This window comes from Planktothrix rubescens CCAP 1459/22, assembly GCA_904830895.1.
Lineage (GTDB): Bacteria > Cyanobacteriota > Cyanobacteriia > Cyanobacteriales > Microcoleaceae > Planktothrix > Planktothrix agardhii.
Genome location: LR882958.1, coordinates 3,487,032 through 3,507,699 on the forward strand (window position 1 = coordinate 3,487,032; position 20,668 = coordinate 3,507,699).

General features: G+C 39.2%; 16 protein-coding genes and 1 tRNA gene. 7 read left to right on the plus strand and 10 right to left on the minus strand.

Annotated features, from left to right (window positions below; all coding sequences use genetic code 11):
• Positions 1–23: 23 nt before the first annotated feature.
• Positions 24–1,601, minus strand: coding sequence for a glycosyltransferase family 2 protein (locus NMG86_RS16335; RefSeq protein WP_026786071.1), 1,578 nt, complete (start codon positions 1,599–1,601; stop codon positions 24–26).
• Between the two features lie 288 nt (positions 1,602–1,889).
• Between NMG86_RS16335 and ebsA the strand changes: the two genes are divergently transcribed.
• Positions 1,890–2,279, plus strand: a complete 390-nt coding sequence (gene ebsA / locus NMG86_RS16340; RefSeq protein ID WP_173401007.1) for a type IV pilus biogenesis protein EbsA — start codon at positions 1,890–1,892, stop codon at positions 2,277–2,279.
• 155 nt (positions 2,280–2,434) lie between these two features.
• On the plus strand, positions 2,435–3,529 hold the full coding sequence (locus NMG86_RS16345; protein WP_026786069.1) for a phosphotransacetylase family protein: 1,095 nt from the start codon (positions 2,435–2,437) through the stop codon (positions 3,527–3,529).
• 47 nt (positions 3,530–3,576) lie between these two features.
• Here the strand turns inward: NMG86_RS16345 and NMG86_RS16350 are convergent, their stop codons facing one another.
• Positions 3,577–4,062 (minus strand): MSCRAMM family protein, encoded by a 486-nt coding sequence (locus NMG86_RS16350; RefSeq protein ID WP_026798078.1) that lies wholly within the window; start codon positions 4,060–4,062, stop codon positions 3,577–3,579.
• A 2-nt stretch (positions 4,063–4,064) separates the two neighbouring features.
• Positions 4,065–4,508 (minus strand): hypothetical protein, encoded by a 444-nt coding sequence (locus tag NMG86_RS16355; RefSeq protein WP_144018145.1) that lies wholly within the window; start codon positions 4,506–4,508, stop codon positions 4,065–4,067.
• Between the two features lie 254 nt (positions 4,509–4,762).
• Here NMG86_RS16355 and malQ point away from each other — a divergent pair, with 254 nt between their 5' ends.
• Positions 4,763–6,271, plus strand: coding sequence for a 4-alpha-glucanotransferase (gene malQ / locus NMG86_RS16360; protein WP_026798080.1), 1,509 nt, complete (start codon positions 4,763–4,765; stop codon positions 6,269–6,271).
• 214 nt (positions 6,272–6,485) lie between these two features.
• Here malQ and NMG86_RS16365 read toward each other — a convergent pair whose 3' ends face one another.
• From NMG86_RS16365 to NMG86_RS16395, 7 genes are all read right to left on the minus strand, one after another.
• The gene (locus NMG86_RS16365) at positions 6,486–7,121 is read right to left on the minus strand and encodes a Uma2 family endonuclease (RefSeq protein WP_026786067.1); all 636 of its coding nucleotides are present in this window, start codon (positions 7,119–7,121) and stop codon (positions 6,486–6,488) included.
• Between the two features lie 61 nt (positions 7,122–7,182).
• The gene (locus NMG86_RS16370; protein WP_043936902.1) at positions 7,183–7,818 is read right to left on the minus strand and encodes a Uma2 family endonuclease; all 636 of its coding nucleotides are present in this window, start codon (positions 7,816–7,818) and stop codon (positions 7,183–7,185) included.
• A 92-nt stretch (positions 7,819–7,910) separates the two neighbouring features.
• The gene (locus tag NMG86_RS16375) at positions 7,911–8,852 is read right to left on the minus strand and encodes an NAD-dependent epimerase/dehydratase family protein (protein ID WP_026786065.1); all 942 of its coding nucleotides are present in this window, start codon (positions 8,850–8,852) and stop codon (positions 7,911–7,913) included.
• Between the two features lie 248 nt (positions 8,853–9,100).
• Positions 9,101–10,159, minus strand: a complete 1,059-nt coding sequence (hemE, locus tag NMG86_RS16380; protein ID WP_026798081.1) for a uroporphyrinogen decarboxylase — start codon at positions 10,157–10,159, stop codon at positions 9,101–9,103.
• Positions 10,160–10,281: 122 nt separating this feature from the next.
• Complete coding sequence (locus NMG86_RS16385; RefSeq protein WP_026798082.1) at positions 10,282–12,435, minus strand: pentapeptide repeat-containing protein; 2,154 nt, start codon at positions 12,433–12,435, stop codon at positions 10,282–10,284.
• Between the two features lie 433 nt (positions 12,436–12,868).
• Positions 12,869–12,939 (minus strand) — tRNA-Gly (locus NMG86_RS16390).
• Positions 12,940–13,041: 102 nt separating this feature from the next.
• Entirely contained in the window at positions 13,042–14,502 is a 1,461-nt protein-coding gene (locus NMG86_RS16395) for a slr1306 family protein (RefSeq protein ID WP_026786062.1), read from the minus strand.
• A 322-nt stretch (positions 14,503–14,824) separates the two neighbouring features.
• Here NMG86_RS16395 and ppk1 point away from each other — a divergent pair, with 322 nt between their 5' ends.
• The 4 genes from ppk1 to NMG86_RS16415 all read left to right on the plus strand — a co-directional run bounded on the left by ppk1 (position 14,825) and on the right by NMG86_RS16415 (position 20,649).
• Positions 14,825–16,981: a polyphosphate kinase 1 gene (gene ppk1, locus NMG86_RS16400; protein WP_026798083.1), complete on the plus strand. Its 2,157-nt coding sequence runs from the start codon at positions 14,825–14,827 to the stop codon at positions 16,979–16,981.
• A 5-nt stretch (positions 16,982–16,986) separates the two neighbouring features.
• A complete protein-coding gene (locus NMG86_RS16405) occupies positions 16,987–17,439 on the plus strand; it encodes an EVE domain-containing protein (protein WP_026798084.1) in 453 nt (150 codons plus the stop codon).
• Between the two features lie 162 nt (positions 17,440–17,601).
• Positions 17,602–20,025: an endonuclease MutS2 gene (locus NMG86_RS16410; protein ID WP_026798085.1), complete on the plus strand. Its 2,424-nt coding sequence runs from the start codon at positions 17,602–17,604 to the stop codon at positions 20,023–20,025.
• A gap of 66 nt (positions 20,026–20,091) precedes the next feature.
• Positions 20,092–20,649 (plus strand): DUF3038 domain-containing protein, encoded by a 558-nt coding sequence (locus NMG86_RS16415; RefSeq protein ID WP_043938550.1) that lies wholly within the window; start codon positions 20,092–20,094, stop codon positions 20,647–20,649.
• Positions 20,650–20,668 lie beyond the last annotated feature (19 nt).

Sequence of the window (20,668 nt, forward strand, 5' to 3'; positions counted from 1 at the left end):
TTTATCAGTTATCAGTTGACCGATTACTGATTATTGCCTTGATGAACGGTCTTGACCCACTTGAGTTGTTTGGGACGAATTCCCATCCGAATCGTTGTACTCCCCACCACTAACAACCAATGGAGCATATATACCGTACCCCGCAGGGTATCAATCCCAATGGTCAATTTTTCCCAGAGGGGAGGCGATGTCTTGCTGCTATGGGTTGAAACCAATTCAGGACTAACATTAACCATTGTCCCTTGTGTTTGACGAATCCTTCGTAATCCTAAGAACATTCCCAATAGGGATAGAGTTAGGGTAAAACAGGTTAAGGGTGTGGTTAAGGGTAAACGGCCTTGAATTAGCGACAGCACCAAATCGGGAACTACCGCCGTTGGTAAGATATATTGGGTGATCCAAAAGCAAAACAAATCTAGGGTTTTTTGAGTTCCCATCCGGTTGCTCAGAATCAACTGCCAATAGTCTAAATAGCGTTGATAGCCGCCTTCTGCCCAACGGTTGCGTTGATGCCAAAGGGCTTTAAAATTGGTGACTCCTTCCTCATAAACCGGGGGAAAGGATAAACATTCAATATCCCATTGATCCAAATGCAACCGAATGGTTAGATCTAAATCATCGGTAATGGTTTCTTCATTCCAACCGCCACAGCTTAACAGGGCTTCCCTTCGGACAAACTGGCCATTTCCCCGCAGTTCTCCAATTCCGCCCATACTAATCCGTTTTTCTTGGAAATAGGCATCTAAAGCCATTTCTGCGGCTTGGGAGCGAGTCCAAAAATTTTCGGAAGCATTATTAATCGCTTTTCGCACTTGCACAGCGCCGACTGATTCTGGATAGAATATGGGAACAATATGGCGTAACATATCCGGTGCAATTTGAGCATCGGCATCAAAGACCCCGATAATTTCTCCTTGAGTTAAGGCTAAAACTTGATTTAAGGCGCCTGATTTTCCCCCACTGGCATTAGCTGACCGCCGTAATACTTTGAGTTGTGGATAGTCTTGGCTGAGTTTTTCCAAAACTATCGGGGTTTTATCACTACTATTATCGTCAACTATCCATAATTCATAACAATCACTGGGATAATCCAAGTTACATAAATTTTTAACTAATTGACTAATAACGGCTTCTTCGTTTTTAGCTGCTACTAATAGGGAAATATAGGGCCAATTATGTTGGGGTTGTACTGGTTTGGTTAACTGTAGGGAAGGTATTTTAGCTGAGAAAATTCTGATGGCGTGAATCGACAATAGACCCGTTAAACCCAGGATAAACCCCATCCCCCAGGAAACAAAATGCAGGGCAGTGATCCCGCCCCAAATTAAAGTTAAGGCAAGGGCAGCTTTCCATCTGCGGCCTTGATACCAATTAGGGCAAACCTGGAAATTTGAGTGGTTTTGATTCTCGCGGATAGGGTGCAATGGGTCATTTATAACCGAAGGATAAAGCCTAGATGATCCAGTCTCACGGTATTGACTTTCCTCCTGATTTGGTTGAGATGTGGGAGCCGAAGATTCACCAGGGGACTCTTGATCACGGGTGAGCTTCTTGATATTACTGTTGTCAGCATCCTGTTCTGGCCAAGACTGTTTTGGCATAGATAATCTGATTTACCCCTCAATATTCGTCCAATCTGCTACCAGTGTATCTAATATTGTGACCAAAAAAATGGGATACAAGCCTCGCCCTTCTAGGGCGACTTTAAAAAGCCATTAATAAATTAGGTAGGACACACCTTAATATAGAGTCATTGAACGAAGAATCCTCGTCGCTTTAGCGCGAGGAGTGTCAATAAACAAAGCCAAAATATTAGAATTCTTTTTGAGGATTGGATGACAACTGGGCTAAATTGAGAGTAGTAATCCGATCGCGGGAGTAACAAATCTATGACTGACACCACAGTGGCTCTGACCCAACTAAAAGCGGCTGAGAAACGGGAAATTGGGGTCTACCTGCCCTACTATGATGAGAAGAAGCGCAAATACTTAGCCTATTCGATTAGTCTATATAAAGAGAAAAGTTTGGAAGGCGCTCGCAATATTGATGGTGGGGATGGAATTCCTTTTGTGGCAACTTGGAATGTTTCTTCTTTACCCGCCGATTTAACCCGTTGTCGAGTACAGTTTGATGGCAATGCCGATCTCAGTTATGAAGTCATCCTGTCCAACCACGAGTTTATTAAGTATTTAATTGAAGTTCTGCAAAATTTTAGCCGGACTCGTACCGTTGATTTTTCTCAAGATTTCTACAAGAAACTTTTGCATTTGGATCATTAAATAAGGATTCACTCTACAATAGAAAGGCTAGGGTCAAACCCTGAGAATTTCTTCTGAAAAGACTGATAACTAAAAGTATTTTAAGGATTCAGTCTAACGGGGGAAAATATCATAATTTTTTGAATTAATCGATAACAAATTGAGGAGTAAATTTCGTGACTGAGTTTGGAAAGTCTATATTAATCGGGTCAACAGAGCCTTACACCGGTAAATCAGCAATCGCCTTGGGTCTGGGTCATCTGTTTCAGGATAAAGGGTTAAAGATAGTTTATGGTAAGCCTTTAGCTACCGATATCAGTGACGACGATGAATCCTTTGATACTGATCTTCAGTTTGTGGCTCAAACCTTAAAATTATCTCAAGAGCAATTGCGATTTCCGATTTTGACCTTGGATGAAACCACAATTTATCGGCGTTTACAGGGGGAAGATTCAGTCAAATATATTGAATCCCTGACTTCCTATCAACAAACATCCTCTGCTGATTTGATTTTACTCGAAGGGCCAAGAACCTTACAAGAGGGGCTGTTATTTGGTTTATCTGTTCCTCAAATTGCGGATCAACTAGATGCGTCAGTTTTGTTAGTGACCCGTTTGCATTCCCATTTGGCATTAGATGATTTACTGTACGCTCAACAACGTTTAGGCGATCGCTTATTAGGTATTATTATTAATGATGTTCCCCCCGAAGAACTAGAAGTTACAACCACTTGTATCCAACCATTTTTGGAAGCACAAGGGATTCCAGTATTTGGAGTTTTACCCAGAAATCCTATTTTACGAAGTGTCACGGTCAAAGAGTTAGTTAAACAGTTGAAAGCCCAGGTTCTTTGTGGTCGGGAACGCTTAGATTTGATGGTAGAAAGTCTAAGTGTTGGGGCGATGAATGTGAGTTCCGCGATGAAGTATTTTGATAAATCCGTGAATATGGCTGTGGTTACCGGAGGTGATCGCACGGATATTCAACTTGCTGCTTTAGAAAAATCTACTAACTGTTTAATTCTAACTGGTCAACTTCCCCCCGCGCCAATGGTATTAAGTCGGGCTGAAGATTTAGAAGTACCCGTCCTTTCTGTTGATTTAGACACCTTATCAACGGTAGAAATTATTGATCGAACTTTTGGTCAAGTTCGTCTCCATGAGCCAATCAAAGTTGCTGCTGTGAATCAACTCATGGACAAACATTTTGAACTGGATCGTTTTATTCAATGGTTAGGAATTTCCCTACCTGTGTCAGCAAGCCCGAATTAAGAATTAAGAAAAGAAGTTCTCCTAATTCTTAATTCTACCCACTCTAACTAAGCAGGTAATGGGGGAACGGTTTGAACCCATCCGGGTTGTTGAACTTCCCGCAACACATAATTACCAGGAGGAACGTTAGTAAAGGTATAACTACCATTTGCTCCCGTTACGGTTGTGGGTTCGGTGGGGTCAATAACGCCGTTACCATTGCCATCAATATAAATTGTCCAACCCTGCAAAGGGGTTTCAGCTGCATCAAACAAACTATTGGCATTCGCATCATTGAACTTTATGCCGCTGATAGAACCGAATTGACGGTTGCCAAAGTTAACAATAGCATTCGTGCCACCAGTGATGCCAACGGGGCCAGGGTTAGGAGTCGTTTGTGTCCATCCAGGTTGCTGTACTTCCCGCAGGGTGTAATTTCCTACGGGAACATTCGCAAAGGAGTAGCGACCATCCGCACCTGTAACGGCAGCTGCTTCTGTGGCTTCAAGCGTGCCATTGCCATTGGCATCAATAAAAATCGTCCATCCTGCCAAGCCTACTTCCCCTGTATCGAAGGTGGCATTGCTATTGAGATCATCAAATTTGATCCCACTAATCGAATATTGTTGGCATCAATAAAGATATTCCATCCGGCTAAAGCGGGTTCCCCCGTTGTTAGCAGGCTATCACGATTGAGATCGTTAAATTTAATTCCACTGATGGAGCCTAATTGAGTATTCCCGAAGTTAATACCGTTGAGGTTTTGTCCTGAAGCTAATGAAACAGGAGCCGGGTTTTGGCGACCTTCCCTAGTAATCGTGTCAATATTAGGGTCTACAGGTACTGTGAGATCCTGGGTTTCTAATATGGTAACCGGGATCGCAGGAACTAGGCCACCAGCACTCAAACCCAAGGAAGGGGGCAGTTCTAATGGTTGCTCTCCACTAAAAAGAGGAATCGCGGTAGCGGATGGTGAATCAAGTGAAAATACAGCGTCCATAAAATAAATTGTCCTTTTATGACAAGTAATTAGGGAATAGGGCATGGGGAATATTGCTACAGTTATCGAAAAAATGGGTTTAAAACCCCGTCCTTCTAGGACGGCTTTATATTGGGTTGTCTATTGACATCTATTTTTTAGAACTATTTTTGTCAAAGCCTAACATTTTTCAGCAGTTCCCTATCTTTAGAAAGATGCAATGGGTTTTAATTTATGGTAATTTCGTAAAAATAAAAAATTAGCCTAATATGACCATGTTATTTCAACGTTCTAGTGGGATTTTACTTCATCCTACTTCTTTTCCCAGTCAACATGGAATTGGAGACCTAGGAAAATCCGCTTATGAATTTATTGATTTTTTACAACAAAGTGGTTATAAATTTTGGCAGATATTACCCCTGGGGCCAACAGGTGAAGAACATTCTCCTTATATTATGAATTATAGTACCTTTGCGGGTAATCCGTTAATGATTAGTTTGGAAGAATTAGCCCAAGAAAGATTATTAGAAGCTGAAGAAATTATTCCCTTAGAAGAGAGAGACTCTAACAAGGTTGATTTTGAAGCGGTTATTCCCCACAAAACCTTATATCTCAAAAAAGCCTACACTCGCTTTCAAGAACAATTAGACCAACACCCTTCTCCTGGCTTTGAAAAATTTTGTCAAAAACACGCTTCTTGGTTAAATGATTATGCCCTATTTATGGCTTTATTAGAAGCCCATGGGGGTCAAAGCTGGAATAATTGGGAACCCGCTTTAGCCCATCGAGATCCCGATGCGTTAAAAGTCAAAACCGAAGAATTAAAAGAAGCCATAGCTTATCAAAAATTTCTGCAATTTATCTTTTTCAAACAATGGGAAAAATTGCGTCAATATGCCAATAAAAAAGGAATAAAAATTATTGGAGATATTTCTATTTATGTATGTTATAATAGTGTCGAAGTTTGGTCAAATCCTAATTTATTTCAACTAGATTCTGAAACTTTAGAACCCATTTATATTGCCGGAGTTCCCCCGGATTTCTTTAGTGAAACCGGACAATTATGGGGGAATCCAATTTATAATTGGGAGGAACTAAAAAACACAAAATTTGCTTGGTGGATTGAACGATTTAAAGCTACCTTGGAATATGCAGATTATGTTCGGATTGACCATTTTCGAGCCTTTGAAGCCTATTGGCGGGTTCCTGGTTACGAAAAAAATGCGATTAAGGGTGAATGGATTAAAGCACCAGGTTATGAATTTTTTGATACCCTCAAACAACAGTTAGGAGATTTACCAGTTTTAGCAGAAGATTTGGGAATTATTACCCCAGAAGTGGAACAATTGCGAGATCATTATAATTTCCCAGGAATGAAAATTTTACAATTTGCTTTTGGTGGGGATGCCAATAATGTTTATCTTCCCCATCATTATATTCAAAATTGTTTGGTTTATACAGGAACCCATGATAATGATACGGCTATCGGTTGGTGGGAAACTGCCAGTACCGCAGAAAAACAACATTTTGCTGAATATTTGGGTTATGCTTCTCCCGATGAAATCACTAATATTAACTGGGTGTTAATTCGTTTAGCCTTAAGTTCCCTTGCCAGTTTAGCGATTATTCCTCTCCAAGATATTCTTAATTTAGGGCATGATGCCAGAATGAATGATCCGAGTCATAATCATGGAAATTGGCGCTGGCGTTATCAAAGTTCAGAATTATTAACTCAGGAATTAAGCGATCGCTTATTCAAGTTAAATCAACTTTATAGCCGATAAAAATAGCGATAAAATTCCAATCATTAACAACTTCTCCTTGCAAGAAATGTATCCAAGTCTCAATATTGCGCTTAGGAATAAAGATAGCAATAGCTTCATCAGATCGACGCTCTGGCTGGGAATCTTCACTAAGAGAATTTGTTAACTAATTTAGTCGCTCCTGCAATTTTAAAAAAATCCTATTAAAAACCCGTTGTTGCGCGAAGCGCTATAATTACTGATTTAAGGTTTGGCGAAATGATTTGGCGGCAACTAAAGGATTAGGATGTTGTACATATTCTGCCAATATTGTTAAATTGATATCGGGGAGAATTTCACTATTATTGATTAATTCATAGCCTGATGTTTGCTGAAATTGTTCGACATTTTCAGACCGAAAATGATAAACTAAAAACCGATTATTTTGCCAAAACCAAACTTCACGGACTCCCAATCTTTGATAAACTTCTAAACGATTAATTCCCCCACTGGTAATTACAACTTCAATTGCTAAATCAGGAATTTCCTGATTACTTCCAATACAATAACTTTCATCGGGTTCGGTTCCCCCACGTTGTTCTGGGTTTCGCAATGTCATCGAACCTGTGGGATAATATTCCGTATCCGTTTCCAAAAAATAAATCAGTAATAAATCTCCAATTAGAGTTTTAATCCTTTCATGGTTGCGACTTGGTGACATAACTTCTAAAATTCCATCCAAATAGGTTAAGCGAAATTCCAAACTATCCCCTAATTGAGTTAATAGGGTTTCATAATATTCCCAACTCACCTTATCCGTGATATAACGAACTTCTGAATCTTGCAGGTTTTCATCAGGATTAAGTAAAGTTTCCAGTTGATTAGCTAACATAGTTATTTCTCCTATTTAAAAAAATTAAATCAAAAACCCGTTGTTGCGCGAAGCACTATAATTATTGATTTAAGGTTTGGCGAAATGATTTGGCGGCAACTAAAGGATTAGGATGTTGTACATATTCTGCTAATATTGTTAAATTGATATCGGGAAGAATTTCACTATTATTGATTAATTCATACCCTGATGTTTGCTGAAATTGTTTGACATTTTCAGACCGAAAATGATAAACTAAAAACCGATTATTTTGCCAAAACCAAACCTCACGGACTCCCAATCTTTGATAAACTTCTAAACGATTAATTCCCCCACTGGTAATTACAACTTCAATTGCTAAATCAGGAATTTCCTGATTACTTCCAATACAATAACTTTCATCGGGTTCGGTTCCCCCACGTTGTTCTGGGTTTCGCAACGTCATCGAACCTGTGGGATAATATTCCGTATCTGTTTCCAAAAAATAGATTTCTAAAAGGGTTCCAATTTGGGTTTTAATCCTTTCATGGTTGCGACTTGGTGACATAATTTCTAAAATTCCATCCAAATAGGTTAAGCGAAATTCCAAACTATCCCCTAATTGAGTTAATAGGGTTTCATAATATTCCCAACTCACCTTATCCGTGATATAACGAACTTCTGAACCTGGTAGGTTTTCATCAGGATTAAGTAAAGTTTCTAGTTTACTCGCCAACATAATTAGTTCTCCTCTTATATCAAAAACCCGTTGTTGCGCTTAAGCGCATCCTAAAACCTCTAATTAAAAAAATTAACCCCCTAATCCCTATCCTAACTTAATTTTAAAACATCCGTAAAAGTTGAACAATGGGCTGGTAAATCATAAACCCCAGGATGGATAGGATTTTGATAATTAAAATGGCGATAATCTAAGCAAAAACGATCCCAATCTGCCATTTGGATTCTAAATAACCAGATAAAAAAGTTAGCCAAACCCGGAGATAAATTAAACCTAAAATAAATCCGTTTATGGTAATATTCACAAGCTGTTTCTACCAATTGATTTAAAGTAATTGCCGGATTTCCTAAAACAAATTGTTCCGTTTCTTGAGAAATTGGAGGATGATTAACCAAATAATACACTACTTGAGCAATATCGGCAGAATGAATAAAATGAAAACTCGAATCTGCTTGAAACCAACGAATTAAATTCATCCATTTCACCACATCAGAAATACCCCCAGACAAATGGGAATAGGGTTTATTGGGTTCTCCCCCTAAAACTAAAGTCGGAAATAATACCCTTAAATGCGGTAAATTAGGAGCTATTTTTAATAATTCCTGTAAACATTCATATTTAGTTCTAATATAATCCGTGCCAATTTCTCCCGCTTCGGGTAATAAATTATTATTTCTATCTAAAATACTAGCGGTTGAAAAATATAAAATTTGTTCGCAAATTTGAGGATTTAATAATTTCACTAACTCCAAATTTGCCTTAACATTAACCTCTAAAACCTCTTGATATCCTCCCCAAGCGGTAGCAATTAAAATCACCGTATTAATTGTAGGTAATAAATCTTTGAATTGATCAATTTCTCTTAAATCCCCCTGAATAATATGAATACCCGGACGACTCTGATAATCAAATCCTAATTTTTCGGGATTTCTGACGAGTAGAAATAATTCATCTTCGGTATTTTGAATTAGTTTTTCGACAAGATAATGACCAATACAACCACTCGCACCAGTAACAAAAATTCGTTTTTTCATATTATTAATAATTAGGCGGGTTTAGTTAATTTGTTGGTGGGGGTATTCAAGATTGATTTGAACTCTCCCCTACAACCTCTATAAATCTTGAATATATCCTCTTTGTGTCTTCGTGTCTTTGTGTTTTTTTCAGAAAATCAACAATACCAAAAACTTCCAATATGGGATTTCTAGGGTGGGGAAACCCAACCCTAGATGCGCTTAAGCGCAACAACGGCGCAACAACGGCGCAACAACAGAATTAAGGATTAACCTTTTAATAATTGATCCGCTTGTTTTGCCGTTTCAAAGAAATAGGCAACGTTTTCTTCTGGAGTATTTTGGAGAACACCATGCCCTAAATTGAGGATATGCCCTTGATTTCCTGCTTTTCTAATGGTATCTAAAATCCGATCCCGGATATTTTCTTTAGACCCGAATAAAATACAGGGATCAAGATTACCCTGAACCCCAATATTTTGACCCAGACGTTGACGTGCATCAGCCATATCAACCATCCAGTCTACACTAATAAAATCAAACCCAGTTTTAGCCATCCGTTCTAATAATCCCGAACCGCCACTAATATAAAGAATTAAAGGCGTATCAGGGTGGGTTTGTCTAACTTGATCAACCACCCGTTTTTGATAGGGAAGGGCAAAAACATCATAATCTTGGGGACTTAATTGACCCGCCCAAGAATCAAACATTTGAATTACTTGAGCCCCGGAATCAATTTGATAACGGACATAAATAGCGATCGCATCGGCAATTTTTTCTAAGAATTTATGCAGAATTAAAGGCTCACAAAATGCCATTTTTTTAATAATCGCATAATCCTTAGAACTCTTACCTTCAACCGCATAGGCCGCCAACGTCCAAGGAGCACCCACAAACCCTAATACAGTGGCTTGATTTCCTACTTCCCGACGCAAAGTTTGCAGAATTTCTCGAATAAAAGGAAGTTTTTCTTCCGGTTCAATTGGATGCAGTTTTTCAATTTGTTCTAAACTACGAATGGGAGGATTAATAATCGGCCCTTTGCTTTCGATAATATCAAAATCAATCCCAATTCCAGGTAAAGGCGTTAGAATATCAGAAAACAAAATCACCCCATCTGGTTGAAAAGCCCGGAAAGGTTGGAGGGAAATCTCAACAGCAATATCCGTTTTTTCAGATCGGTCACGGAAGGAAGGATATTTTTCTCGCAGATCACGATAGGCTTTCATATAGCGACCCGCCTGGCGCATCATCCATACGGGGGGACGATCTAGTTTTTCACCACGAGTAGCACGCAACAAATAGGGAACTTGGGTCGATTCGGTCATTTTAACGTTACTAAAGTTTAAAAAAGTTTTTAGGCCAATCCTTAGCTTACCACTGAAGGGGGTTGACTGTTGAGGTTTGACCGTTCACCCTCGTCTCTCCCCTTCCCTATAATCACCTTGTCCTATTTTTTGCCTTTTGCGGAGGGACAGTCGGGGTGAATACCGCCTTGAGAGCAGATATATTGAATTTGGTTAGAATCCAAATTAAGGGAATTACTAAAATCCACCTTTTTCAGACGGATGGATTGAACCGTTTCATCGGATTTAGCAATAAATTGATCAGCTTTATTTGGTTGAGAGGCAACAAAAATTGCTCCTTTAAAATTAGTTCCGTCTAATTTTGCTCCTTGAAAATTAACTAAACTTAAATTAGCACTTTTGAAATTAGCATCTTGCAATCGGGAATTTTTAAAATTTGAACCCGTAAGTTTAGCGGAGCTAAAATCTGTCCCTTGTGCATTTATTCCTGAGAAATTTACCGCAGAAACATCGGCATTTTTAAAGTTAGTTTGTCTTAAATCTCCTCCTTGAAAATTTGCACCTGGGGCTTTAGCTTCAGTAAAACGAGCCTTTTTTAAATTAGCGTTAGACAAATCAGCACTGGCTAATTCCGCCCCGGTGAATTTAGCATCGGTGAGGTTAGCTTGTTGTAAATTGGAACCTAATAATTGAGCGTTGCTGAAATTAGCTCCGGTTAAATCGGCTTTAGATAAATTGGCTTTATTCAGATTTGCCTTTAAAAAATTAGTATATTTTAATAGGGTATTACTCAAGAAAGCTCCGGTTAAATCAGCCTCGGTTAAATCCGCGCCACTTAAATCAGAAATCCAATCATCGAAGGTTTCTAATCGTTCATCATTCCCTGGACTGGCGAAGCGACTATTTTTTAAATTAGCTTGATTGAGGTTCGTGTTTTTAAAGCTAATTCCTGATAAATCCGTTTGTTCTAAAACCAAGGTAAATTGCATCGGCGGGGTTAAATTTTGGCCTAAATCAATCCGACTTAAATCAGTATTATGGATAAATCCCCCATAAACTTTTAGAATTTTAGAGATCGCTCTTTGAGTTGCTTGTAGTCTTCGCCCTGCCAACTGTTTTTCTTTGTTTTCTGCCCCAAACTTCATCGAATCTAAATCATTTTTTAGGGCTTGATTTAATCGTCTTAAATGGGGTAAGGCTTCAGGCCCGGTACTCACCAAGGCTTGTTGAGTTACATCAATTAAGACAGGGTTTTCTTCCTGAGCTAATACGTCCACTAATAGGGGAATTGCCCGGGGATCTTTAATCGCCCCTAACGCTAAAATTGCCCCGCGTTTTTGGGTAACATCCGTGGCAGCATTGGGGGATAATTTATTAACTAAAGCTAGAAAAACCTGATTATCTTGTTGTTGAAATTCCCGACGGTTAGCTTGGTTTTGAATATAAATTTGAGTACCAACAAAAGTTCCTAATACCGCCACCAGACTAGCACTACTAACAATAACTAAAGTTAAACCAGGATGTTGACGCATCCATGCCCATAAATTAAACTCCAGTTTTGGTGTTTCCGTACTGATAACTAGGCTATGAACCGCATTATCTTCATTCACCCAATCGTAATTTGTAAAGGGGTTAAACACCAAGATTCTAGGAACGTCCTGTACCAAAGTTCCTGCTAATAAATCATGTCCCGTCCGACCTTGAAATCGTTTCGCAATCAGAGCATCTCCGAGGAAAGTCGCACTAGATAAAACCCCTAAAATTAATAAATTAGGATAGGCTCCCGTCACTTGCCAAAGACCGTAGGCAATGCCCAGGGGGATACCCCAACGACCAATTAATTCTCGACGAAATGCCCGTCCCCATCCCGGGGCTGAACCATTAGGACTCACGACCTGAACTCCAAACCAAAGTTTGGGTAAGGTTTGACCCCGTTTAGCTAACAAATAAAATTGCCATCCTCCCACCACTAGGGGCAGAAGTAGCGCACCTGACCAAAATAGATTGGTTAATGGGGCTACCTGGGGACTGCGATCGCGTACAGGAATTCCCAAAGTAGCCGCAACGGTTTCCGAAGTGACTCGCACCACCGGATTCAGAGGCACCGGTTGGGGACTGCGGTTAAAGACAGAGCCCAGGGTAAAAGGAATTAACCCACTCGCCGCCACTAAGGATACTTCCGCCACAAACGCCCCCCATCGACGCACCCAAAAGGGCAATGGCTTCGAGGAGACATTATGCCAGGATGAAGGAGATTGAGATTGATTTGTTTCTCTATCTACAGTAGGGTTTGCCATAGTTCAAAAAATTCCGGGTAGGTCGTTAGGATGGAAAAAACGGAAAAAAATCAAAATGCTTTGTTAGAGTTTATAACTAAATATAGGTCTTTCCCCCTGTCTCCTGTATTAAGTAGTTGCACAAAATAAATTACCTAGTTGAGAGAGGGAACACCGGAACAGCCCCCCCAAACCCCCCGTGCAAGCAGGGCTAGGGGGGGAGGGAATGCCGGATCTCGGAACAGCCCCCCCAAACCCCCCGTGCACGGGGGGCTAGGGGGGGAGGGCACAGGGCAGAGGATTTGTAATTAATTTTGTTTAGGTGCTTATCTCTACAGTGGCAAAATACTACTGCACTTTGCTCAAAAAAGAGGGGATTACACATTAAGTAAAAACCCCTACACCGTATATAATGCAGGAGTTCTAACTATTGTCTATGTGTAGTATTTGAAGAAGCGGGTGGCGGGAATCGAACCCGCATTAATAGCTTGGAAGGCTATAGTTTTACCACTAAACTACACCCGCGTTGTCTGTCACAATTTCTAACTATAGCATAAACCTCAGAAATGTAAACCCCAGTTCTCAAAGTTTTTTTTGAGGACTGGGAAATACGACCACCAAAACGACCTAAGACGCCGAGGATTCAACGGTTTGCTTGGGTTTGAACTGCACCGATAGATAGTTTATGGCTTGTTTAACAAAGGACTGTAACAAATTGGCCTGTTGATTCTGCTGGAATACGGTTTGTAGGGTTTTTTTGAGACTATCCCAATTCAAACTCGGATTGTCGGTGGCTTCTAACAGTATGGACTGGGCTTGGAAATACTCAATTAAACTCAACCCGGCAATTCGGGTTAAATAGGCCGCGCTCACTCCCTGTACCAAACTTCCCGCCATAAACGTTACCGTATTTGTTTTTAATAAGGAGGTTAAGGTTTGGGTAGAGATTTCCACTAACCCCAATTTCAACATCTGGGTGCTAATAGTTGTGGCAACCTCTTGACCTTGTTTTAGGGAAAATTTCTGTTGATAAATCGCCCCTAAATCCATCACCAATTGGGCATTAACGGCCGCCGTTGCTAACATATCTAAAGCCGGAACTGGATTGGCTACCGTTGCTGCCGCCGCAATCCATTGATATTTTTCAATCAGAGGTAAAGCCTGTTCTCGACGTAATTGATTGAAAATTTCTTTCGCTTGCCGTTGCAATTCTAAGGCTTCCCGATAGGTTGTTGCTAATACTAACTTTTGCTGTTCTTGAGTTAAAATAGTATTAAGACGGTTGACTACAGAATCAAGGATAGGTAATTGGGGTTCTAACCATTCTTGAATTGTACCATCATCTTGATGTTGACGGACTTTGACCGGATTGGGAGAAGCTGCGATCGCCACAATATCATCCGGGGATAATACCCCCGTTAATGTGGTTTTTAACTGCTGCAAAATCACAGGTTGATCTCCAATTAAATATTGATCTTGCTTATTCCAGACTAAAATTAAATGATGGTTATTAGCCACCAATTCCGATATTATTTTAAACTCAGGATCGGTTAAATCTCCGGCGGTGACAAATAAAACCACATCCGCCGTGATTAAATTGGGGAGGGCAGAATCGAGTTCTGGGGTGGAAATTTCCGTTAAACTTAATATCTGAGGTTGTTGGGATAGCCAGTCAGACTCTAACCTTTGTAATAAGGCGGTTTTCCCCGTACCTTTGTGACCCGCAATTGCTACCCGCAGGGCTGTGCGTTGTAGTTGGCCGTTGAGTTGCTCCCCTTGCTGTTTTAGGGCCTCTAAACGGCTATTCTGAGTTGGGGATTCTGTGGCTAAACGATCAATCAGACTTTGAGTTTGGGCGATCGCCTTTTCTACTTTATCCTGATTTAAAGGTTCTGGAGGCGGCGACAATTCCAGGGATTCTGTCCTTTGTTGCTTAAACCACCACAGTCCAGCACTACTGAAGGCTAAACCAAATAGCACTATTTGTCCGAGTTCAGAAGCTGAATGCTGAACACTTTCCAACAACCATAGACCGAAAGAAAGTCCGACCCCCCCAATTAAAATTGGGCGTTCCAATTTAACTGCCATTTTGTCCTCCGCCAACGCATCAATTAACCCTAATTTCTATGGTACTTCGACTAGGGCAATTTGTGTAATTTTAGCTCAAAATCACCGCCACTGATCGGCTTGTTAGCATTGGGGATCTTGATTAATTTAAACTTACTATATTAAGTATTTTTTTCAAAACCAATTTATCTGAATCAATAATTAATAAAAAGCTGTTTAAACATTCGTTAACCTTAATTTTACCCCAATTTCTCAATATTGACTAAATTTTTTCCAATTTTAACCATTTAGAATTACAATAGAGATCGAGTATAACTTACATCCACCTACCTAGCCTCAAATTATGTCCAAAGCTAAAAAAACAGAGCCAAAAATTACTAAAGACATTAATCTTCAAGATCCCCAATATTATTTGAGTCGGGAACTTAGTTGGTTAGAATTTAACCGTCGGGTCTTAGCAGAAGCCTTAGATCCTCAAAATCCTCTGTTAGAAAGGTTAAAATTCATAGCTATTTTTAGTTCTAATTTAGACGAATTTTTTATGGTGCGAGTAGCTGGAATTAAGAGACAAATTGAAGCCCAAGTCAATAAAGTTACCGCCGATGGTCGGACTCCACAACAACAACTAAATGCCATCCATGAACGACTGTTACCAATGGTTACTCAACAGCACCAATATTTTGAACAACAAATTAAACCAGAATTAGCTAAAAATGGGATTCATTTATTAAGTTATATTGATCTGAATCAAGAACAACGAACTTATTTAAAAAGTTATTTTGACGAGAGGATTTTTCCAGTTTTAACCCCTTTAGCCATTGACCGTAGCCATCCCTTTCCCTATTTATCTAATCTGAGTTTAAATTTAGCCGTTGTTCTCAAAAATCCTGAAACCAAAGAAGAATTATTTGCCCGGGTAAAAGTTCCGAGTTCTTTACCTCGATTTATTTCCTTACCCAAGGAATTACGAGTCCAAGAAAATGGAGAATTTTCTCCTTGGGTTGGTATTCCTATTGGTCAAGTAATTGCCCATAATTTAGAATCCCTATTCCCAGGAATGGATATTCAAGATTATTATATTTTTAGGATTACCCGCGATGCTGATTTAGCCGTGCAAGAAGATGAGGCGGATGATTTATTATTAGCAATTGAACAAGAATTACGCAAACGTCGAGTCGGTGGGTCTGTGGTGCGTCTGGAAATTAATAGTTCAATCCCGGACTATTTACGCGATTTATTGGTAAATGAATTAGAGTTAGAATCTGAAGATATTTATACCGTAGATGGGTTGATGGGTTTACGGGATTTAATGTCTTTTATCAGTTTACCCTTACCCGAATTAAAAGATAAACCTTGGACTGCTGTTTTACCCCGTTGGATGAAAGAGAGTGAAGATATTATTGCGTCTAATCCAGAAACAGATGAAAAAGATATTTTTGCGATTTTACGACAAAAAGATGTCTTAGTTCATCACCCATACCATTCATTTTCTGCAACAGTTCAACAGTTTATTAATCAAGCAGCCCATGATCCTAATGTCTTAGCAATTAAAATGACATTATACCGCACTTCCGGGGATTCTCCGATTATCACTGCTTTAATTAATGCGGCGGAAAATGGCAAACAGGTTGCGGTTTTAGTAGAACTTAAAGCTCGATTTGATGAAGAAAATAATATTCAATGGGCAAAAAAACTAGAACAAACTGGGGTTCATGTTGTTTATGGTTTAGTGGGTTTAAAAACCCATACAAAAATTGTCATGGTCGTGCGTCAGGAACAAGATAAAATTCGCCGTTATGTTCATATTGGCACGGGAAATTATAATCATAAAACTGCTAAATTATATACGGATTTAGGATTATTAAGTGCCTGTCCAGATTTAGGAGCAGATTTAACGGATTTATTCAATTTCTTAACCGGATATTCTCGTCAACAGTCCTATCGTAAACTCTTAGTTGCTCCGGTGAATATGCGAAAACGATTTTTAGAGTTAATTCGTCGGGAAATCGAACAGGCAAATCAAGGGAAAACCGGGCGAATTGTGGTTAAACTTAATTCCTTAGTTGACCCGGAAATTATTGCCACATTATATGAGGCATCTCAAGCGGGAGTTGGGATTGATTTAATTATCCGGGGAACCTGTAGTTTGCGTCCGGGTTTAGAGGGAATTAGTGATAATATTAAGGTGATTAGTATTATCGGACGATTCTTAGAACATTCTCGGATTTTCTATTTTTATAATGGTGGACAGGAGGAGGTTTATATTGGTTCAGCAGATTGGATGTCTCGCAACTTAAATCGCCGGGTTGAAGCGGTAACTCCGATAAAAGATCCAGATATTGCTAAGGAGTTACAAGAGATTTTAGGGATTATGTTATCGGATAATCGGAAAGCATGGGATTTACAATCCGATGGTCAATATATTCAACGTCATCCGCCAGAAAATACCCCAGAATTAATCGCCCATGATATCTTCATGGAAAATGCTTTAAAGAGTTAAAAAACATGAATTATTGGTTAATTAAATCTGAGCCGGATGTGTATAGTATTGAGGATTTGAAACGCGATGGTACTTCGATTTGGGATGGGGTGAGAAATTATCAAGCTCGAAATTTCCTCCAACAAATGCAAGTCGGAGATTTAGCGTTTTTTTATCATTCTAATACTAAACCTCCGGGGATTGTGGGATTAGCTAAAATTATTGAAAATAACCAAATTGACCCGACCCAATTTGATGTTAATAGTCCCTATTTTGATCCTCAAGCAACGCCAAATTCTCCCCGATGGTATACGGTAAAAGTGGAATTTTTGGAACAATTTTCTGCTATTATTAGTTTGGAGAGTCTGAAACAAACCTTTAATTCCGAGGAATTTGGCGTTGTCAAACGGGGAAATCGCTTATCAGTAATGCCTGTTTTACCATCCATTGCTGAGAGAATTTTAAGGTTGAAATCATGATCACGGATTTAAGAGGATTTCACGGATTTCACGGATTTTAATCTGTGTTAATCGGCGTAATCCTATTAAATCTGATAACTGATTATTTGAGGATTGCGGAAAATACCAAAAACGGTTACAATGATGTAGTATTTAAACATTACACTTTTAAATCTTGAGGCATTGATTCAAACAGAAACCTTAGAACTACTGGAATGGCAACGGTTATGTCGTCATTTATCCACCTTTACGGCGACAAAACTGGCTGCTGTGGCGGCGCAGCATTTACACATTCCGACAACTCCCGCAGAAACTTTGCAATTATTAGCACAAACTCAAGAAACTTACAAATTAGAACTGCGACAAAATGGTTTAAAATTTGAAGGAATTGAAGACATTAGTGTTTATTTAGAACGGGTAGAACGCCATGGAATGTTATCAGGAAATGAACTATTAGCGATTGCCACAACCTTAGCAGGAGCGAGACAATTACGGCGAATTATTAATAACCATTCCGATATTCCTATTATAACAGAATTTGTCTCAGAATTAAGAACCTATCCCGAACTAGAGCAGGAAATTTATCACTGTATTGATGAACGGGGAGATGTTGCAGATCGAGCTAGTGTTAAATTAGGGGGAATTAGAGGACAATTACGAAGTATTAGAGATCGGGTTTATGAGATTTTGCAACATATTATTCAACGCAAATCTAACGCCGTTCAAGAACAATTAATTACTCAAAGAAGCGATCGCTTTGTAATTCCAGTTAAAGCATCTCAAAAAGATGTAATTCCTGGGATTGTTCATGATAGCTCAACAACGGGAGCGACCTTATATATTGAACCTAAAGCCACGATTGATCTTAATAATCAACTCCGACAAATTCAAAGGCTAGAAAAAGCCGAAGAAGATATTATTTTACAGGGATTAAGTGAACAAGTTGGGGCAGTTAAACCGGATTTAGAACGATTATTAATGATTGTAACTACTCTTGATTTAGCTGTTGCTAAAGCTCGTTATAGTCTGTGGTTAGAAGCAAATCCTCCCCGTTTTATTGATTTAGAATCATCAGAAGATTCAACCTTAAATTCCATCAATTTAAGACAACTCCGCCATCCTTTATTAGTTTGGCAACAACAACATGAACAGGGATTTCCCGTTGTTCCTATTGATGTTATAGTTAATCCTAAGATTAGAGTTGTAGCGATTACCGGGCCGAATACCGGAGGCAAAACCGTTACTTTAAAAACTATTGGATTAGCGGCATTAATGGCAAAAGTTGGGTTATTTATTCCCGCTAGAGAACCCGTTGAAATACCTTGGTTTGATCAGGTTTTAGCTGATATTGGAGATGAACAATCCATTGAACAAAACCTCTCGACTTTCTCGGGTCATATTCGCAGAATTAGCCGAATCTTAGAAGCGATTAATCCTCAAACCGAAAACCGTTTTTCTAGTTTAATTTTACTAGATGAAGTGGGCGCAGGAACCGATCCCACCGAAGGAAGTGCCTTAGCGATCGCCTTATTACAATATCTAGCCGATCATGCTTTATTAACTATAGCAACTACTCACTTTGGAGAACTGAAATCCTTAAAATATGAAGATGAAAGATTTGAAAATGCCTCCGTTGAATTCGACGAACAATCCTTACAACCCACCTATAGATTATTATGGGGCATTCCAGGGCGTTCTAATGCCTTAACTATCGCCAAACGGTTAGGATTAAACCCAGAAATCATAGAAAAAGCGGCGGGTTATGTGGGGGAAAGTTCCGAGGAAGTTAACCAAGTAATTGCCGGGTTAGAAGCACAACGTCGTCAACAGGAAACCAAAGCTCAAGCCGCAGGTCAATTATTAAAAGATACGGAACGTTTGCATCAGGAATTAGCTCAAAAATCAGCAAACTTAAAAGAACGAGAACGGGAGTTAAAACAAATTCAAGAAAAGGCAATTCAAGAAACATTAATTCAAGCTAAATCTGAAATTGCCAAAGTAATTCATCGCTTACAACAGGGGACACCAACGGGTCAAGATACCAGCCAAGCAACGGAAGCTTTAAACCAAATTGCCGGGCAGTATTTACCCTCTAAAAAAACTACCCCAAAACTACCCCCAGAATTTAAACCCAAGGTGGGAGATCGGATTAGAATACCCCGTTTTGGTCAAACCGCAGAAGTCTTAAGTGAACCCACTCCAGAAGGTCAAATTACCGTCCGATTTGGGATGATGAAAATGACCGTTAGTTTAGGAGAAATTGAATCCTTAGATGGTTTAAAACCTGTTATTCCTAAAGCTAAAGAACATAAAAAAGAACCCATTCCCGCAAAAGAAACCAAACCAGAAAGACCGATTGTTAGAACTTCTAACAATACCATTGATCTAAGGGGAAAACGTACCTCGGAAGCAGAAAGTGAACTAGATCGAATGTTAGGTCAAATTCATGATTTTGGAGCAATTTGGATTATTCATGGTAAGGGAACAGGACAACTTAGAAAAGGAGTTCATGAATTTTTGACAACCCATCCTTTAGTCGAACGATTTGAATTAGCACCGCCTAATGATGGCGGAATTGGTGTTACAATTGCTTATTTAAGGAATTAGCTCAAAGTCCCCTTTTTTAAGGGGGATTTAGGGGGATCTTCTCGGATATAATAAGTGGTCTTGAAAATGCTGAATTCAAATTCTATTAATGATCAAAAATCCAATCCAAATAGATATGATTTAGAACCGGAACCCAAACCCGAACAAAGGGGAAAAATCACGGTTCAACTTCAGGTATTATTACTGGCAATTGAAGCTTTAATTGGTATTCCTTTAGAAACAATTTTACAGGTAGGAAATCTGTTAAAATTAGAGCCTAATGTTCCCGACCGAATTGAATTATTGCAAAAAAAATCAGAAGAAAATCCCTTATCCCTTGAAGAAATGCGATCGCTCGTGCCAATTATTTGTTATATTGCTCAACAGGATCAAATTTTAATTCGTCGAGCTTTGGGTTTAGTGGAACAAATGGCACAGCAAAAAAACGATTTTCGTCAAGTCACCTTGCTGCGGGAATATTTGGATACATTTAACGAAAGTTATCAACAGTCGATGACCCGACATCCTCAAACCCCCCTAGACCTTGACACCCTAGCGATTAAATTACTAATTGACTTATTATTTTATAGTAAACCCAATAGCCATCAACAATTATGGTTAACATTAATTGATTCTCCATTCTAATCTATCATTAACGATCAAC

Bases quoted from the DNA above. Each gene is read 5' to 3' on its own strand.
- ebsA (WP_173401007.1), top strand. From the start codon at position 1,890: ATGACTGACACCACAGTGGCTCTGACCCAACTAAAAGCGGCTGAGAAA.
- NMG86_RS16370 (WP_043936902.1), bottom strand. From the start codon at position 7,818: ATGTTGGCGAGTAAACTAGAAACTTTACTTAATCCTGATGAAAACCTA.
- NMG86_RS16415 (WP_043938550.1), top strand. From the start codon at position 20,092: ATGCTGAATTCAAATTCTATTAATGATCAAAAATCCAATCCAAATAGA.
- NMG86_RS16375 (WP_026786065.1), bottom strand. From the start codon at position 8,852: ATGAAAAAACGAATTTTTGTTACTGGTGCGAGTGGTTGTATTGGTCAT.
- NMG86_RS16355 (WP_144018145.1), bottom strand. From the start codon at position 4,508: ATGGACGCTGTATTTTCACTTGATTCACCATCCGCTACCGCGATTCCT.
- hemE (WP_026798081.1), bottom strand. From the start codon at position 10,159: ATGACCGAATCGACCCAAGTTCCCTATTTGTTGCGTGCTACTCGTGGT.
- NMG86_RS16365 (WP_026786067.1), bottom strand. From the start codon at position 7,121: ATGTTAGCTAATCAACTGGAAACTTTACTTAATCCTGATGAAAACCTG.
- ppk1 (WP_026798083.1), top strand. From the start codon at position 14,825: ATGTCCAAAGCTAAAAAAACAGAGCCAAAAATTACTAAAGACATTAAT.
- NMG86_RS16385 (WP_026798082.1), bottom strand. From the start codon at position 12,435: ATGGCAAACCCTACTGTAGATAGAGAAACAAATCAATCTCAATCTCCT.
- NMG86_RS16395 (WP_026786062.1), bottom strand. From the start codon at position 14,502: ATGGCAGTTAAATTGGAACGCCCAATTTTAATTGGGGGGGTCGGACTT.
- NMG86_RS16405 (WP_026798084.1), top strand. From the start codon at position 16,987: ATGAATTATTGGTTAATTAAATCTGAGCCGGATGTGTATAGTATTGAG.
- malQ (WP_026798080.1), top strand. From the start codon at position 4,763: ATGTTATTTCAACGTTCTAGTGGGATTTTACTTCATCCTACTTCTTTT.
- NMG86_RS16335 (WP_026786071.1), bottom strand. From the start codon at position 1,601: ATGCCAAAACAGTCTTGGCCAGAACAGGATGCTGACAACAGTAATATC.